The sequence below is a fragment of the Streptomyces sp. NPDC003456 genome, from assembly GCF_042878735.1.
In the GTDB taxonomy this organism is placed as follows: domain Bacteria; phylum Actinomycetota; class Actinomycetes; order Streptomycetales; family Streptomycetaceae; genus Streptomyces.
In genome coordinates, this window is sequence record NZ_JBIAOK010000005.1 from 367,051 (window position 1) to 382,617 (window position 15,567).

A 15,567-nucleotide genomic window follows, 5' to 3' on the forward strand; every position below is an offset into this window, starting at 1 on the left:
GCCCGTCACCCGATCAGCCCTCCCCGCCGTCCGGGCGCCGGAATATCGGGCGACACTGAGGTGCTCTGATCATCACGGTGCACCGGAGCGCGGTGAGGAGGCTGGTGGACCATGACGGCAGCCCGGTCGGACCCCGTGGTGCGGACCCCCCGAGGAGCCCTCCGCGGCCGGTACGAGCGCGGGGTCGCGGTCTTCCGCGGCATCCCGTACGCCGCGCCGCCCTTCGGGCCCCGCCGTTTCCGGCCACCCGTCCCCGCCCCGCCGTGGGACGGTGCCCGCGATGCCGGGGCCTTCGGCCCCACCGCGCCCAAGCCGCCGTACTCCGACGCCTTCGCACCGTACCTGTCCGACCCGGAGATCCCCGGCGACGACTGCCTCAACCTCAACGTCTGGACCCCCGATCCGGCCCCGGGGGCCCGTCTGCCCGTCCTGGTCTGGCTGCACGGCGGCGCCCTGACCCGGGGCTCCTCCGCGGTCCCCGTCTACGACGGCCACGCCTTCGCCCGCGACGGCGTCGTCATCGTGTCCGTCAACTACCGGCTCGGCGTCGAGGGATACGGCCTCTTCCCGGACGCGCCGCCGAACCCGGGCCTGCGCGACCAGATCGCGGCCCTCACCTGGGTGCACGAGACCATCGAGGCCTTCGGCGGCGACCCCGGCCGCATCACCCTGTGCGGCCAGTCCGCCGGGGCGATCAGTGTCGGCGCCCTGCTCGCCGCCCCGCAGACCCAGGGCCTGGTCCGGCGGGCGATCCTGCAGAGCGGACCGCCCGAGGCGGCCGACCGCGCCAAGGTGCGGCGGATGGTCCGCCGGATGGCGAACCGGCTGAAGGTGCCCGCCACCGCCGAGGCGTTCGCCGCCGTCGACCGTGACCTGCTGCTGCGCACCCAGGCCGAGGTGGGCCGGCTCAGCAGTCCCGTCGTCGGCGGCCCCGCCTTCGGTCTCGTCGTCGACGGCGACGTCGTCCCGCGCGACCCCCTGGAAGCGCTCCGCGACGGCGCCGCGCCGGGCGTCGACCTGCTGGCGGGCTGGACGCGCGACGAGCACCGGCTGTGGCTGGTCCCGGGCGGCCTGCTCGAACGCGTCGACCGCCTCGGCGCGGTCGCCCTCGCCGGTGCCATGGCCCGCTGCCACTGCGGCAGCGAGGTGCCCCGCGGCTACCGTGCCCTGCACCCCGGCGCCGGAGCCGCCGAGACCGTCGGCCAGCTCGTCACCGACCACCTGCTGCGCATCCCCCTGCACCGCCTGGCCGACGCCCGCACGGAGGCGTCGTACGTCTACGAGTTCGCCTGGCCCTCGTCCCTGCCCGGGCTCGGCGCCTGCCACGCCCTGGAGCTCGGCTTCGTCTTCGACACCGGGGACGTCCCCGAGTCCCGGAAACTGGCGGGGGAGCACGCGCCGCAGGACCTGGCCGACGCGATGCACGGCGCGTGGGTGCGGTTCGCCGCACACGGCGACCCGGGGTGGGAGCGCTGGGACGCCGCGCACCCGGTCCGGGTGTTCGGGGACCGCGCGCCGGGCGCGGACGACCCCGTGGCGTACACGGCGTACGGCCCGCGCGACCGCGAGATCGCCCTCTGGGCCCTCGACACCCGCACGGCTCCCGGCGACCCCCCTGCCGTGCCGGAGACCACCGAGGTCTCACCCGCTCGCCGTGCCGAGCTGCGGTCCGTCATCGGGCGGCTGCGGCGGACCGGGGCGCTGCGGCGCGACGGCTGACCCCCTCGCCCCGGCGCCGAGGTCGACGCCGTGGACCGTGGCACTGCGGCGGACCGTCATGCCCAGGCGCTCGTACAGCGGCAGGGCGCCCGCCGCCGAGTGGGTCCACAGCACGCAGCCGCGCCCGCCCCGCCGGTGGATCGCGCGGAACGACTCCCGCAGCAGCACGCGCGCGAGGCCGCGGCCCCGGTGGTCCTGCCGGACGGCGACACGGTCGATGAACCCCTCGCCGGAGCCGGGGACGTCCAGCGCCAGCACCGCCCCGACCATCCGCCCGCCGGCGAACGCCACCGTGGACAGGGCGGGGGCGAAGTCCGTGCGGTCCACGGTGAGCCGGGCCCACTCGGCGTACGGCTTGCGCCGCTTCTGCCACGCGCCGAAGGCGTCCTCCGTGAGCCGGTGCGCGGCCCGCTCGTCACCGGGCCGGAACGGCCGTACGGTGACGCCCGCCGGCGCGCGGGGGACCTCGGGCTCGGTGGGCAGCGCGATCTGCAGCAGCCACTCGGTGACGAAGGGCGCGTACCCGCGGGAGCGCAGCAGGCGGGCCCCGGCCGTGTCCGCGTCGGGCAGTGACTGCACCAGGCGCGTGCCGCCCGAGGCGCGGGCCCGGGCCTCGGCCCAGGACAGCAGGGCGCTGCCCAGCCCTCGCCCGCGGTGGCCGGGGTGCACGTCGACCGCGCTGCGGGCCCCGCCGTGCACCCACCCCCAGCCCGCCGGGGCCCCTGCCGCGTCCCGCACGAGCAGGGTGTCGCGGGCCGGGTCCAGTCCGGGCCGGGCCAGCTCGGCGGCGATGTCGTCGGCCCCGGTCGCGACGTGGCCGTACAGCGCGCGCTCGCAGACGGCGACCAGGGCGTGGACCGCGCCGACGTCCCCGCCGGTCACCGGCCGGCCCCGGTAGCCGGCGGGCAGGCCCCCGGGCACCGCCGCCGGCGGACCGGAGCGCTGACCGGAGTGCCGGCCGACGTACGGACCGGGGGGCAGACCGGGGCGCGGAAGATCGGGCACGTACGCATCCTGCGCCGCCGGGACCGCCCTGTCGACCGGGCCCCGGTCGAGTCACCGGCCCGTCGTGTCCGGAGGCCGGGGCGCAGCGCAACGCCCCGGCGCGCCGGCCCGCGGCCCGGGCGGAGGCCGCTCAGGCCGGCGCCCCGACCGCCCCCGCGATCTGCCTGACGGTCTCCGGGCCCACCCGGCAGCAGCCGCCGATCAGGCGGGCCCCCGCCTGCTGCCAGGACCGCACCCGGTCGGGGGTGAACGTGGCCTCACCGGTCCAGGAGCGGGCCCGCGCGTCCCAGGTCTCACCGCTGTTGGGGTAGACGACGACCGGCTTGCCGGTGACCCGGGCGGCGGTCGCGGCGGCGGCCTCCACCTCCTGCGGCGCGCAGCAGTTCACCCCCACCGCGATCACCTCCTCCGCCTCCGCGGCCGGCGCGAAGGCCTCCTCCAGCGGCTGGCCGGCCCGGGTGCGCCCGTCCGCGACGGTGTACGTCAGCCAGGCCGGCACCCCGAGGCCGCGCACCGCCCTCAGCAGGGCCGCCGCCTCGTCCGTGTCCGGGACGGTCTCCAGCGCCAGCACGTCCGGGCCCGCGGCGGCCAGGACCTCCAGACGCGGACGGTGGAAGCGCTCCAGTTCGCCGACCGTCAGTCCGTATCGCCCCCGGTACTCCGAGCCGTCGGCGAGCATCGCGCCGTAGGGACCGGCCGACGCCGCCACCCACAGCGGACGGGAGACGCCCGCCCGCCGGGCCGCCTCCCGGGCCGCCTCCACGCTCAGCGCCATGAGCGCGGCGGCCCGGTCACGGCCGATCCCGCGCCGGGCGAAGCCCTCGAACGTCGCCTGGTAGCTGGCGGTGACGGCCACGTCCGCACCGGCCCGGAAGTAGGCAAGGTGCGCCTCGGTGACGGCCTCCGGCCGCTCGGCGAGCAGCCGGGCGGACCACAGCGCGTCGCTCAGGTCGTGCCCGGCCGACTCCAGCTGGTTGGACATGCCGCCGTCGAGGACCACCGTCCCGGAGGCGAGGGCGTCGGCGAGGGCGGGGGAGCCGGTCATGCGGACGACGGTAGTCCACCTCCCGTGCCGGAACCCAGCCACCGGTGTCCGTTAGATGGACGGCTCGTCCGCTGGGTGGGACGTCCTCTCCCGGCCGGTGCCCCGCGGGCGCAGGCCGGGCGGCCGCCGGGCGGGGCGCACGGGTGCTTCCCCGTGGGACCGAGGGGACGCGGGGACACAGCGAGGGCGGCGGCATAGCATCGGGGGATGCCCGAGGTCGCTGCCGCACATGCCGAAGTACGCGAGGTCCTGGGAGTTCCCGCGGACCGGGCGGTGTTCGAACCGCTCACCCACGATCCGCGCGGCGGCGGCACGGCCGGAGTGTGGAGGGTCGGCGCCGGCGGACGGTCGGCCGTCCTGAAGGTGCTGACCCGGACGCGGGAGACGAGCGTCGCCTGGTCCGCGTCGAACGACCCCCGGCACCCGGACTTCTGGCGCCGCGAGGCCTGGCTCCACCGCTCCGGCCTCGCCCGCCTCTGGCAGCCGCACGGCATCCGGGCGCCGCGCCTGCTGGAGTGCGTCGAACGTCCGGACGGCGACGTCGCGCTGTGGCTGGAGGACGTGCGGGGCGAACCGGCGACGGCCTGGTCGCCCGCCCGGCACACCGACCACGCCCACCGCCTCGGCGCGGCCCAGGGGGCGGTGGGTGCGGGGGAGGACGCCCCCTGGCTGTCGCAGCACTTCCTGCGGGACCGCGCCTCGGACGGGAGGGCCGGCGAGGCCCTGCTCGACGACGAGGCATGGCGGCATCCCCGCGTCCGCGAGCACGTCCCGCCGGGCCTGCGCGAGGACATGCTCCGCCTCCACCACGACCGCGCGTGGCTCCTCACCGTCATGGAGTCGCTGCCCCGCGCGTTCTCGCACCTCGACCACCGGCCGGCGCACCTGGTCCGGGACGGCGCCGGTGCGAGTGTCCTGCTGGACTGGGCCTTCGCCGGCGACGGCGCCCTCGGCGAGGACCTCGGCGCCTACCTCCCCGAGTGCGTCCTCGGCCGGTGCCTGCCCGCCGCCGGACTCCCGGGGCTGGCCAAGACGGCGTACGACGCCTACCTGGACGGTCTGCGCGCGAGTGGCTGGCGGGGCGACGAGCACCTCGTCCGGCTCGGTGTGTGCGCGTCGGCGGTGAGGTACGGCGGGCTCGCCGCGGCCCTGGTGACGGGGACGGACGCCGCACGGGCGGGACACGGCACTGCGGGCCTGCTCGCGGCCGGTGTGCCTCCCCGCGAACTGGCCCTGGTCCTGGCGTACGTGGCCGAGCGGGCGGCCGAGGCCAGGATCCTGGCACCGCAGCTCGGGTTCCCGCAGGCGCCCAGCGGCCGCTGAGCCGCCGGGACGCCACGGAAGGCAGGCCACGGCCCGAATCGCCGAGCTGCCGTACCGCGCCGTCGTGGGGTGCGCCGGGACGTCCGGGCATCGACGCACCGGTCCGGCGCCGCGTCCCGCACCCGTGCGCCGGCCCCACGGCCGTTCCCGTCACCGGGTACCCATCCCGGTTCGTCGCGTCCGAGGCGTTGACCTGCTCGTGCCACCCCCTTACCTTTCCAGCGTTCGGAATGGCAGATGCCGTTCGACATATCGACCCGCCCGCGTCAGACATTCCGTCACCGGCCCGTTCCGCTCGTCCCCCACCGAGAGGCAGCCCCCCGCATGAGCCGCGACCGCGACCACGCTCTGCCCGAACCGCCCAGCCGCAGAACCCTGTTGCTGGGCGCCGCAGCCGCCGGCGCCCTCGCCGCCGCCCCCGCCCCGCCCGGCACCGCCGCGGCCGCCCCGGCCGGACGGCCGCAGCCCGCGCCCTTCGTCAACCCGCTGGTCCGCAACCGCGCCGACCCGCACATCCACCGGCACACGGACGGCTTCTACTACTTCACCGCCACCGTGCCCGAGTACGACCGCCTCGTCCTGCGCCGCTCCCGCACCCTGGCCGGGCTGGCCACCGCCGCCGAGTCCGTCCTCTGGCGCGCGCACCCCACCGGGCCCATGGGCGCGCACATCTGGGCGCCCGAACTGCACCGCATCGGCGGCACGTGGTACCTCTACTTCGCCTCCGCCCCCGCCGAGGACGTGTGGGCCATCCGCATCTGGGTCCTGGAGAACGCCCACCCCGACCCCTTCCGGGGCACCTGGGTGGAGAGGGGGCAGCTGAGAACCGCCTGGGAGACGTTCGCCCTGGACGCCACCACCTTCAGCCACCGGGGCCGGCGCTACCTGGCCTGGGCCCAGCACGAGCCCGGCACGGACAGCAACACCGGCCTCTTCCTCTCGGAGATGGCGAACCCCTGGACCCTGAAGGGCCCGCAGGTGCGGCTGTCCACCCCCGAGTACGACTGGGAGTGCATCGGATTCAAGGTCAACGAGGGGCCTTACGTCCTGAAGCGCAACGGCCGCCTGTTCATGACCTATTCGGCCGGCGCGACCGACTCCCACTACTGCGTGGGCCTGCTGACCGCCGACGCCCGCGCCGGGCTCCTGGACCCCGGGTCCTGGTCCAAGTCACCGGTCCCCGTCTTCACCAGCAACGACACGACCAGGCAGTACGGCCCGGGCCACAACTGCTTCACGGTCGCCGAGGACGGCCGCACCGACGTCCTCGTCTACCACGCCCGGCAGTACAAGGACATCGTCGGCGACCCGCTGAACGACCCGAACCGTCACACCCGCGTGCAGAGACTCGGCTGGAAGGCGGACGGCACGCCCGACTTCGGCATTCCCGTCGCCGACACGGCCCCCCTGCGCGGCTGACCGCGGACGCCCCGCTGCTCACCGCCGTGCACTTGTGCACGGCCCGCCGTCAACTGCCTTGCCCGCAGCGTGAGTACGGTTCCGCACCAGGGGAACCCGGCAAGGTGGGCCGCGGTGCCGACCTCGCTCCGCTCCGAGCCCCTGGGGCGCCCCGACCGGAACCGGGGCGCCCCAGGCCCTGCCGGGCCTCAGCCGCCGCGGGGCCAGTTGCCGAGCAGGACGTGCAGGGCGTCGATCGCCCGGTCCCAGGAGGTCTGGACGTCACGGGGCGCGCCGAAGGCGCCGGTGGACTCCAGCGCGCAGTACCCGTGGAAGGTGCTGCGCAGCAGGCGCACGGCGTCGGTGAGGTCGGGTTCCCGGAGGCCGTAGGCGCGCAGCATGCCGTAGGTGACCTCGGCCGTCCGGCGCATCGCCGGGGAGTCGGCGAGGAGTTCGGGGTCGAGGGTGATCTGGGTGGCGGCGTAGCGGCCGGGATGCCGCAGGGCGTACGCCCGGTAGGCGGCCGCGAAGGCGCCCAGGGTGTCCCGGCCGGGTTCGCGGCCCTCGACCGCCGCCGCGATGCGGTCGATCATCTCGCCGCCGGCCAGAAGGGCCAGGCGGGCGCGCAGATCCGCGAGGCCGCGCACGTGCGTGTACAGGCTCGCGTCCTTCACGCCGAAGCGGCGGGCCAGCGCGGAGAGGGTCACGTTCTCCAGGCCCGCCTCGTCGGCGAGGTCGGCTGCGGCCGCCACGAGGCGGTCGGGGGTGAGGCCGGCTCTGGGCATGGGCGTGTCGGGGTGACCTCTCGGGGCGGCCGGGCGGCTGCGGGCGCAGCCGGGGGACGAGCGTAGTACGCGGCCCCGGCGGGCGCGCTCGACGGGCGGGCCCGGTACACCACCCCAACTGTCGGCCCGACGAACAGCACAGGGCACCGCCGCAGCGCGCGCGGTCGCTACGCGGGTGCGGCGCCGGACGTGACCGGGTGAGTGTGCGGGTCACAGCCGGGGCTTGGTCTCCCAGCGGGGACCCATGTCGGGAGTGTCGGTTCCCGCGAGTTCCGTCACCAGGCGGTGCACTCGCGTCAGATCGTGCAGCAGCGCCCGCGTCTCGTGCGGGGGTATGTCCGCCCGCCGGGCGATGTCGTCCAGGAGCACGGCTTCGCCGTCGTGGGCCGCCTGCGATGCCGACACCGCTTGGAACACCCGCTCGTGCTCCTGGGTGTACTCCTGGCGCTCGTCCTCGACGAAGGTCCGTTCCGCGCCTGCCGCCGCCGGGTCCTTGATCGGCTCCTCCGCCAGATCACCGGGCCGCCACTGCTGCTTGCCGCGGTGCTGTGCCGCGATCCGCTCGTCGTGCGTCTCGGAGCCGCGCAGATGCGTCCGCTGCTTGGAGGCACCCGTGGTCGCGTTGCGGGCGCTGGGCCTCTCGCCGGCGGCCGCCGCCTCACGAGCCGCGGCCCTGCGCTCCTCCTCGTTGCCTTCCATCTTCTTGCCGGCCATGGCGCTCTCCCGTCCTCGTGCTCCGCTGTTCCCGGCGTTCGTGTCAGCCGCCGTCCAGTTCCTCCTGGATGGGCGGCTTCGGCGCGTCCCGCAGGTGCTGGGACTGGCCCGGCCTGCCGCCCTTGCGTGCCTGCTGGGCGCGCTGTGCGGGACTCAGGTCGAGATCCGAGGCGGGGTCCACCCGCACCGACCGAGCCACCTCGTCCTTGTTCGCGTACTCGTCCGGCGGGATGGCGCGCAGCGCCGCGACGACCTCCCGCGATCCGCCGCCCGTCCTGCGGGCGGCCTCGACCAGCTCGTCCTTGGTCGCCGGGAAGTCGACGTCCTTGAGGGCGTCCACGACCTCCCGGGCACTCGTGTGGTGTGCCATGGCTCGGTCTCCGTTCCGGTGTGGGGGTCTCGAGGCCGCCGAGTACCCTGGCACCGCTCATCCTTACGCGCTTTGTCCCTTATTTCCGTTCTGCTGGTGAACTGGCTCCGGCGGAGTGCGCGGGTCGCTTGGTGGCGGCGGCGCAAAGCTGACCCTGGTGCCGAGGAGAGCCGCGTCGAGGAGGTCGAGGAGAACGTCATGTCGCCTCGCTAGCCCCCGGCGTCGACGAGCTCGCCGAACTCCGTGGGCAGCTGCGCCAGCACCTGACGGAACTCGCCGTCGCTGACCGCGTCGCGCAGGGTGCTCAGTTCCGCACGCACTCCCTCGCGCGCCTCGTCCGGGCCCAGGCCGGAACGCCGGCTCACCCGGTCGACGAACTCCTCCAGTCCGAAGCCCTCCGCCTCCGGTGTCGGGGCGATGAGGGGTGTCTTCAGCGGCTTGGGCAGCTCCGAGGCTAGATCGTCCGCCTCGCCCCTGGTGAGCCGCTCGGCCAGGGTTGTCAACGTCGCACGGGTGAGGCCCTCCGCCTTGTCCCGGGGGACGTGGGAGCGGCGGGACACCGTGTCGATGAAGGTCTCGTAGTCCATGAGCTGTCTCCTCGTGTTCTTGTCACCGCGGTCCCGAAGGGGAGAACGGCTCTCGTGTCGGGAAGGGCCTCGCCACGCTCCGGTGGAGCGCGGTCCGGCGCAGCCGTTGACGGTCGTCCAGGAAGTCAGCCAGCTCGTCGGCTCGCGATGGTGGCGCGGCATCCGGTCACCCGGGGAGGACGGTCAACGGTCCAGGAGTGCCGATGCATGCCATGGCGCCTCCGCGCGGCTGGACGTTCGGAGCCTCTGCCCGTCGGTCCAGGCTCCCGGCACGGGCAGTCCGCCGCATGCCCCCGGCGGTACCAAAGCCATCGAACGCGTTGGACCCCCCAGTGCAAGCGGCGACAGGGCCCGGCACGGGCGGTGGTCGCCTCCGGCGGACCCCGTGTGTCAACTCTTGCGCCGATAGCCCGGCGGGCGACCCGGTCGCGGAAGGTGTGCCGGCTGATCCGGGACTGACGGGGCGCGGAGTCGCAGCGGGGCGTCGTCGACGCCACTACGGCGTCGGAAGCGTGGCGCGGCTGCGGGGCGCGGTGAGGCGCCTGTCGTTCCGCGGGCCGGCGGACCTGCCGCTTCTCGGGCCCACGGTCTCCGGCGCCCCCAGGCCCCGCGGGCGGCCGCCCGCCGAGTCCTCGAAACCGGCCTCGGTGATCACACGGAGGTCGAGCAGCTCGCCGACGAGCGTGGCGACCGTGCCAGGCTGCGCCCGGTGGCGGCGGCCAACTCCTGGCGGGAGGTGGGTGGCTCGGCGATGGTCTGGCGCAGCACCTCGTAGCGATTCGCGGCGCGGGTGTCGCGTGAGGTGCGCTTCACCGGGTTCCCCACCCCTCCCGGGCAGCCGGGCGGGCCAAGGGTCGGCACCGGCGCGGCGCGAGGCTACGAAGCCGGGGCGAAGGCCGCGACCGTGCCGCGGTCGGGCCGCCGGCGGGCCGTACCGGGTCCGCGGTCGGCGGCGGGGCCCTCGGCGGGCCGGACGATCCGCGGCCGGGGTGCGGCGCGGTCCGGGCCCTGCTGCGGGCCGGTGAACAGGGCGCGGGTGCCGGTGAGGGCGAGCAGCCGCTCGACCGCCGGGCTGCCGGCGCGGACGGTCACCGTCCTGCCCTGCTCCCGGGCACGCTCGCGCAGGTCCCGCAGCACGTACAGCCCGGCGCAGTCGATGAACGCCACGCCGTCCAACCGCAGGTCGATGCCGCTGCCCGAGAGGGCGAGCGCGGCGTGCAGGTCGGGCAGGAGCCGGTGGGCGCCCAGGTCCAGCTCGCCCCGCAGCGTCACCGTCGTCCGGTCGCCGTCCGCGCTGACGTCCAGCTCCGCCAGACAGGCCGGGAGGGCCACCCGCGCGCCGGCGCCCGCCGCCTCCACGGCGGCCGGCCGGGTGCGGGACCCCGCGGCGTTCGCAGGTTCCGGCACGGCCTCGTCCTCCCTCCGCTCGCCTCGTCCTCCGCTCACAGGGTGCCCCTCCGGCCCAGGCACGTCAACCAATACATGAAACAGAGTGCGTGTTTTTGAGTGCGTGAATGTTCTGTCGCTAGAGTTGAGGCATGGACGGAGTGCCCGAACCCCACACCGGATGGACGTTCCTCACCAACCACGCGCGCGTGCTGGCGGTGATCGCCGACAACCACAGCGCCCGCATCCGGGACATAGCGGCCCACTGCCGGCTCACCGAACGGGCCGTGCAGAAGATCATCGCCGACCTGGAGCAGGACGGATACCTCTCCCACACCCGGGAGGGGCGCACCAACACCTACCGGATCGAGCCCGGCAAGGTGCTGCGCCACCCGGCCGAGGCCGGCCTGGGCGTGACCGTGGCGTCCCTGCTGTCCCTGCTGGTCCAGGACGAGGCCGACCGGGCCCCCGCCGCCGGCGACCGCCCGCACGCCACCGCCTGACCCCCAGTCCCAGCCCCAGTCCTAGCCCTCGGCCAGCACCTCCCGGACGAAGGCGTTGGCGAAGGTCCCCCGGGGGTCCAGCTCGCGGGCCAGGGCCCGGAAGTCGGCCATGCGCGGGTACAGCCCGCCCAGGGCGGACGCGGGAACGGTGAACACCTTCCCCCAGTGCGGCCGCGCCCCGTAGGGGGCCAGCGCCTCCTCCACGCTCCGCACCACCGGCAGCACCGCCGGGGTGTCCGCGACCCAGGTGAAGTGGACCGCGACGGTGTCCCGGCCGTACGAGGGGCTCAGCCACTGGTCGTCACCGGCCACCGTGCGCACCTCGCAGGTCTGCAGCACCGGGGCGACGGCCTCCCGGATCGCGTCGAGCGCGTGCAGCATCTCGACGGCGTGCCCGCGCGGCAGCAGGTACTCCGACTGCAGTTCCGTCCCGCTGCTCGGCGTGAACTCGGCGCGGAAGTGCGGCAGTCGCTGGTGCCAGGGCCCCGGCGTGCCGAACTGCTCGGTGCAGTTGACCGCCGGCATTCCCGGCACCGGGTGCATCTTCTCCGTGGCGGGAGCGGCCCAGGGGAAGGCGGGCAGCGGCTGGTCGGTGCGCCGCTTGAGCCACACCTGGCGGAAGCCCGGCTCCCGCCAGTCGGTGAAGAGGCTGACGCTGTGGCCCGTGGCCATGACCGTCTCGAAGGTGCCCGCGTCCATCCCCCGGAAGGGCAGTTCGGTGAAGACGTGCTGCTCCACCTCGTAGGCCGGCTCCAGGTCCAGGGTGAGCGCGGTGACGACCCCGAGCGCGCCCAGCGAGGTGACGGCCCCGCCGAAGCGCTCCTCGCCCCGGCCCATGGTCACCGCCGAGCCGTCGGCGGTGACCAGTTCCACCTCGCGCACGGGCGCCGAGAGCGGGCCGTTGAGCACGCCCGAGCCGTGGGTGCCGGTGGCGACCGACCCGGCCACGGAGATGTGCGGCAGGGACGCCATGTTGGGCAGCGCGAGGCCGTGTGCGTGCACCTGCCGGGCCAGTTCGGCGTAGCGCACGCCACCGCCGACCCGGACCGTGCGGGCCGCGGCGTCGACGTCCACCTCCGCCGGCAGGGCGGCGAGCGACAGCAGTACGCCCTCGGGGCCCGGCTCGGCGATCCGGTTGAACGAGTGGCCGCTGCCCAGCACCCGCACCCGGTCGCTGTCCGCGACCAGTGCGCGCAGGGCGTCGAGCGAGGGCGGCCGGTGCAGCTCCTTGGCCGCGTAGGTGATGTTCCCCGCCCAGTTGGTCACGGTCCCGTTCATCGCGTCGTCCTTCCCCGAGGCAGCAGGGGGCGGTAAGCCCTCGCCGGAACCTACCCCGGCCGGATCCGATCGCGGCAGGCGGCGGCCGGTCCTGCGGTCGTCACCGCGCAGCAAGCGGTTTCCGCCCGGGTCGCGGGCCGCCGCGCAGGCGATGCCCCGAGCCGTAAGATCCCCCTCGCGTCAGCGTCAGCGTCTGCGGGCAACGGGTGCCCCTCGGCCCTGACCGACCCCTGCGCCGGCGACTGGGCGACACTGGAACGCGAAGCCTGACGCAGCCCGTGCGGAACCGGGGAAACGGGGCATTCTCCCGGCTCGGGGGGACCCGGTACCGGGCACGCACGCCGATGGGCATACCGTGAGGAGTCGTACGTCCGCACCGGGAGGAGAGACGGGATGGGCAGCCGAACCGCGCTGGTCGAGGATCTGATGGAGCGGTTCCCGCACGTACCGCGGGAAGCCGTCTTCAAGGAGGACCTGCTGCGCGGCGGCGTCGCCTTCGACCCGTCCGCGCTCAGCGACAACGAGGGCGGCGAGGTCAAGCCGAAGTCGTACTTCATCTTCTCCTTCGACCACGGCACGCTGCCCGAGCTGGGGGAGGCCGCGCTGCGCCGCCCGCCCGAGGAGATCATCCTCACCGGCGGCCCGTACGACCTGCGCCGCACGGTCGTCTCGGTGCGGGTGAACCCCGCCTCCCCCTACCGCGTCGCCGCGAACGAGGACGGCGTGCTGGGCCTCTACCTCGACGGCAAGCGCATCTCCGACGTCGGGGTGCCGCCGATGCCCGAGTACTACCGGCACACCCTCGCCAGCGGGAAGTCCGTCATGGAGGTCGCCCCGACCATCCAGTGGGGCTACCTGATCTACCTCACGGTGTTCCGCGTCTGCCAGTACTTCGGCGCCAAGGAGGAGTGCCAGTACTGCGACATCAACCACAACTGGCGCCAGCACAAGGCCGCGGGCCGCCCCTACACCGGCGTCAAGGACGTGGAGGAGGTGCTGGAGGCCCTGGAGATCATCGATCGCTACGACACGGCGAAGGCCTCCACCGCGTACACCCTCACCGGCGGCGCCATCACCAAGACGGTCTCCGGCCGCGACGAGGCCGACTTCTACGGTCATTACGCCAAGGCCATCGAGGAGCGCTTCCCCGGCCGCTGGATCGGCAAGGTCGTGGCCCAGGCGCTGCCGCGCGACGACGTCCAGCGCTTCAAGGACTACGGCGTGCAGATCTACCACCCCAACTACGAGGTGTGGGACGAGTACCTGTTCAAGATGTACTGCCCCGGCAAGGAGCGCTACGTCGGCCGCGACGAGTGGCACAAGCGCATCCTGGACTCGGCGGAGATCTTCGGCGCCCGCAACGTCATCCCCAACTTCGTGGCGGGCGTGGAGATGGCCGAGCCCTTCGGCTTCAAGACCGTCGACGAGGCCATCGCCTCCACCACCGAGGGCCTGCGCTTCTTCATGTCGCACGGCATCACGCCCCGCTTCACCACCTGGTGCCCCGAGCCCACCACCCCGCTCGGCAAGGCCAACCCGCAGGGCGCGCCGCTGGAGTACCACATCCGGCTGCTCCAGGCGTACCGGCAGACCATGGAGGACTTCGGGCTCTCCTCGCCCCCCGGCTACGGCCCGCCCGGCGCCGGCAACGCGGTGTTCTCCGTCAGCTCCTTCATGGACAGCCTCCCGGCGGACGAACCCACCGCCGTTCCATAACACTTCGATGACACCGCCCCTCCGAACGGTGCGGCGGTGAGTCGACAGGGCGGACGCGCACGTACGGCACCGGTGGACGGGACCGAGGGGCGCGGCCGCCCTGTTCTCACATCTGAACAGGGCGCTTGTCAGTTGTGCGGGAGGCGTGAAAAGCTCGGGCCCTGCCGCGAGGTTCCCCCCAACTCCTTTGCCGATGTGGTGAGTTGATCTCGCTTGTGGATGCAGGAGACACATGCCCGACCTGCCGACCCCTCAGGACGCCACCGAGGCCGCGCTGTTCTCCGAGTGCTGGGACGCGGTCCTCGCCTACGCCGACCTGTGCACCTCCGGCTCCACCGCCGCCGCACAGCTCGCCCGGGAGGCGTTCGCGCTCGGCATCCGCGAGGCCCGCGAGGCCGAAGCCGGCCCGGTCCGCGGCACCGGCCGCCGCCACGCCCGGCTGCCCCGCATCCCCCTGCTGCTGACCGCCGTCCGCACCACCGCCGCCGCCTGGGAGGACGCCGGGCAGGGCCACAAGCTCGACCCCGACCTGCGGCTGTGGCTCCACTCCGACAAGGCCGCCCGCTACACCGGACCGCCCCTGCAGCGCCCGCTCGCCCTGCGCGGACTGCGCGACCTGCAGCAGGCCGACGCCGAACTGCTCTGGCTCGCCGAGGCGGAGGCACTCCCGCTGCCCACGGTCGCCCGCCGCCTCGGCCTCGACCCGGCCTCCGCCGCCGAGGAACTGCAGCAGGTGCGCACCCTGTTCCGGGACCGCTGCCACCGCAACCACCTCGACACCCCGATGGACGCCCGCTGCCGCAGCTACGCCCGGCTCCTGGACGCCGTCACCCGCTCCGCCGCCGCCGACACCCCCGGCGACCTCTCCCGCCACCTCGCCACCTGCGTCGAGTGCGCCGAGGCCGCCGCCTGCCTGCGCCTGCACGGCGGCGGACTGCCCGGGGCACTGGCCGGCGGGGTGATCGGCTGGGGCGGCCTCGCCTACCTGGAGCGCCGCCGCCGCGCCGCCGAGGTGCGGCTCGGGGCCGGCCGCCCGGGCCCGCCCGACACGGACCCGCACGAGGGGGCGCAGAAGGCCCGGGTCGCGCGCAACGGGCTGCTCGTCGCCGCCGTCCTGGTCTCCGCCCTCGCGCTCGGTGTGACGCTGATGCCGTTCGGCGGCTCCGGTGAGGACCTCACCGCCCGCGGCGACGGCGGCCGCGAACCGGTCGCCGACCCCCGCCCGTCCCTGCCCTCCGCCCCCTCGCTGCCGCCCGCGACCTCCCAGCCCTCCGGCACGGCCCGTGTGGGCACGCGCGCGCCGGACGCCCCCCGCTCCCCGCGGGGCGAGAAGCGCCGCACCGGGCCGCAGGGCACCGCCTCGCCCACCGAGCGCGCCACGCCCCGGCCCGAGCCGAGTCGGCCGCCCGCCTGCCGGGTGGCGTACGACCTGGTCAACCAGTGGCCCGACGGCTTCCAGGCCACCGTCACCGTCACCAGCGCCCGGCCCCTGGACACCTGGCGCGTGTCCTGGTCCTTCCGCGACGGGCAGCAGGTCGGCCAGATGTGGGACGCCGCCGTCTCCCAGGACGGCTCCCGCGTCACCGCCACCGCCGCCGACTACAACAAAGCCGTGCCCGCGGGCGGCGAGCTGAGCTTCGGTTTCCTCGCCTCCTGGCGCGGCACGAACTCCCCGCCGTACGGCTTCACGCTGAACGGGCACGCCTGCGCGAAAAGCGGTTGACGCGGCCGGGCCGTC

At 75.0% G+C, this 15,567-nt stretch carries 14 protein-coding genes and 1 pseudogene; 6 read left to right on the forward strand and 9 right to left on the reverse strand.

Features of this window, described 5'->3' with window-relative positions:
- Positions 1 to 111: 111 nt before the first annotated feature.
- Positions 112 to 1,719 (forward strand): carboxylesterase/lipase family protein, encoded by a 1,608-nt coding sequence (locus ACFYWG_RS22660; RefSeq protein ID WP_389203117.1) that lies wholly within the window; start codon positions 112 to 114, stop codon positions 1,717 to 1,719.
- Here the strand turns inward: ACFYWG_RS22660 and ACFYWG_RS22665 are convergent.
- Both ACFYWG_RS22665 and mmuM read right to left on the reverse strand, forming a co-directional pair.
- A complete protein-coding gene (locus ACFYWG_RS22665) occupies positions 1,642 to 2,724 on the reverse strand; it encodes a GNAT family N-acetyltransferase (protein WP_389203119.1) in 1,083 nt (360 codons plus the stop codon). The two genes, ACFYWG_RS22660 and ACFYWG_RS22665, sit on opposite strands and share 78 nt — an antisense overlap.
- Before the next feature lie 130 nt (positions 2,725 to 2,854).
- Positions 2,855 to 3,769, reverse strand: a complete 915-nt coding sequence (gene mmuM, locus ACFYWG_RS22670; RefSeq protein WP_385417582.1) for a homocysteine S-methyltransferase — start codon at positions 3,767 to 3,769, stop codon at positions 2,855 to 2,857.
- 207 nt (positions 3,770 to 3,976) lie between these two features.
- On the opposite strand from mmuM, the gene ACFYWG_RS22675 reads away from it, so the two are divergent.
- Entirely contained in the window at positions 3,977 to 5,092 is a 1,116-nt protein-coding gene (locus tag ACFYWG_RS22675; RefSeq protein WP_389203122.1) for an aminoglycoside phosphotransferase, read from the forward strand.
- A gap of 324 nt (positions 5,093 to 5,416) precedes the next feature.
- The gene (locus ACFYWG_RS22680) at positions 5,417 to 6,511 is read left to right on the forward strand and encodes a family 43 glycosylhydrolase (RefSeq protein ID WP_389203124.1); all 1,095 of its coding nucleotides are present in this window, start codon (positions 5,417 to 5,419) and stop codon (positions 6,509 to 6,511) included.
- Between the two features lie 188 nt (positions 6,512 to 6,699).
- Here the strand turns inward: ACFYWG_RS22680 and ACFYWG_RS22685 are convergent, their stop codons facing one another.
- From ACFYWG_RS22685 to ACFYWG_RS22710, 6 genes and pseudogenes are all read right to left on the reverse strand, one after another.
- A complete protein-coding gene (locus ACFYWG_RS22685; protein WP_383500306.1) occupies positions 6,700 to 7,275 on the reverse strand; it encodes a TetR/AcrR family transcriptional regulator in 576 nt (191 codons plus the stop codon).
- 210 nt (positions 7,276 to 7,485) lie between these two features.
- The gene (locus ACFYWG_RS22690) at positions 7,486 to 7,989 is read right to left on the reverse strand and encodes a hypothetical protein (protein ID WP_385417591.1); all 504 of its coding nucleotides are present in this window, start codon (positions 7,987 to 7,989) and stop codon (positions 7,486 to 7,488) included.
- A 43-nt stretch (positions 7,990 to 8,032) separates the two neighbouring features.
- The gene (locus ACFYWG_RS22695) at positions 8,033 to 8,359 is read right to left on the reverse strand and encodes a DUF2795 domain-containing protein (RefSeq protein ID WP_383500300.1); all 327 of its coding nucleotides are present in this window, start codon (positions 8,357 to 8,359) and stop codon (positions 8,033 to 8,035) included.
- Positions 8,360 to 8,568: 209 nt separating this feature from the next.
- The gene (locus ACFYWG_RS22700; RefSeq protein ID WP_383500297.1) at positions 8,569 to 8,946 is read right to left on the reverse strand and encodes a DUF2267 domain-containing protein; all 378 of its coding nucleotides are present in this window, start codon (positions 8,944 to 8,946) and stop codon (positions 8,569 to 8,571) included.
- Positions 8,947 to 9,526: 580 nt separating this feature from the next.
- Positions 9,527 to 9,759, reverse strand: a pseudogene (locus ACFYWG_RS22705) (transcriptional regulator); the annotation flags it as partial.
- A 63-nt stretch (positions 9,760 to 9,822) separates the two neighbouring features.
- A complete protein-coding gene (locus ACFYWG_RS22710; RefSeq protein WP_383500294.1) occupies positions 9,823 to 10,353 on the reverse strand; it encodes an STAS domain-containing protein in 531 nt (176 codons plus the stop codon).
- Positions 10,354 to 10,484: 131 nt separating this feature from the next.
- On the opposite strand from ACFYWG_RS22710, the gene ACFYWG_RS22715 reads away from it, so the two are divergent.
- The gene (locus ACFYWG_RS22715) at positions 10,485 to 10,835 is read left to right on the forward strand and encodes a helix-turn-helix transcriptional regulator (protein WP_376325365.1); all 351 of its coding nucleotides are present in this window, start codon (positions 10,485 to 10,487) and stop codon (positions 10,833 to 10,835) included.
- A 21-nt stretch (positions 10,836 to 10,856) separates the two neighbouring features.
- On the opposite strand, the gene ACFYWG_RS22720 is transcribed toward ACFYWG_RS22715, so the two are convergent.
- Positions 10,857 to 12,113 carry a D-arabinono-1,4-lactone oxidase gene (locus tag ACFYWG_RS22720; protein WP_383500291.1) on the reverse strand — a complete coding sequence of 419 codons (1,257 nt, stop codon included), beginning with the start codon at positions 12,111 to 12,113 and terminating at the stop codon, positions 10,857 to 10,859.
- Positions 12,114 to 12,506: 393 nt separating this feature from the next.
- On the opposite strand from ACFYWG_RS22720, the gene ACFYWG_RS22725 reads away from it, so the two are divergent.
- A complete protein-coding gene (locus ACFYWG_RS22725) occupies positions 12,507 to 13,829 on the forward strand; it encodes a radical SAM protein (protein ID WP_383500288.1) in 1,323 nt (440 codons plus the stop codon).
- Positions 13,830 to 14,061: 232 nt separating this feature from the next.
- A complete protein-coding gene (locus ACFYWG_RS22730) occupies positions 14,062 to 15,552 on the forward strand; it encodes a cellulose binding domain-containing protein (protein WP_389203129.1) in 1,491 nt (496 codons plus the stop codon).
- Positions 15,553 to 15,567: the final 15 nt, after the last annotated feature.

Excerpts from the sequence above, each read along its gene's own strand:
- ACFYWG_RS22730 (WP_389203129.1), top strand. The coding sequence starts at position 14,062 with ATGCCCGACCTGCCGACCCCTCAGGACGCCACCGAGGCCGCGCTGTTC.
- ACFYWG_RS22685 (WP_383500306.1), bottom strand. The coding sequence starts at position 7,275 with ATGCCCAGAGCCGGCCTCACCCCCGACCGCCTCGTGGCGGCCGCAGCC.
- ACFYWG_RS22715 (WP_376325365.1), top strand. The coding sequence starts at position 10,485 with ATGGACGGAGTGCCCGAACCCCACACCGGATGGACGTTCCTCACCAAC.
- ACFYWG_RS22725 (WP_383500288.1), top strand. The coding sequence starts at position 12,507 with ATGGGCAGCCGAACCGCGCTGGTCGAGGATCTGATGGAGCGGTTCCCG.
- ACFYWG_RS22660 (WP_389203117.1), top strand. The coding sequence starts at position 112 with ATGACGGCAGCCCGGTCGGACCCCGTGGTGCGGACCCCCCGAGGAGCC.
- mmuM (WP_385417582.1), bottom strand. The coding sequence starts at position 3,769 with ATGACCGGCTCCCCCGCCCTCGCCGACGCCCTCGCCTCCGGGACGGTG.
- ACFYWG_RS22695 (WP_383500300.1), bottom strand. The coding sequence starts at position 8,359 with ATGGCACACCACACGAGTGCCCGGGAGGTCGTGGACGCCCTCAAGGAC.
- ACFYWG_RS22680 (WP_389203124.1), top strand. The coding sequence starts at position 5,417 with ATGAGCCGCGACCGCGACCACGCTCTGCCCGAACCGCCCAGCCGCAGA.
- ACFYWG_RS22690 (WP_385417591.1), bottom strand. The coding sequence starts at position 7,989 with ATGGCCGGCAAGAAGATGGAAGGCAACGAGGAGGAGCGCAGGGCCGCG.
- ACFYWG_RS22720 (WP_383500291.1), bottom strand. The coding sequence starts at position 12,113 with ATGAACGGGACCGTGACCAACTGGGCGGGGAACATCACCTACGCGGCC.
- ACFYWG_RS22675 (WP_389203122.1), top strand. The coding sequence starts at position 3,977 with ATGCCCGAGGTCGCTGCCGCACATGCCGAAGTACGCGAGGTCCTGGGA.
- ACFYWG_RS22700 (WP_383500297.1), bottom strand. The coding sequence starts at position 8,946 with ATGGACTACGAGACCTTCATCGACACGGTGTCCCGCCGCTCCCACGTC.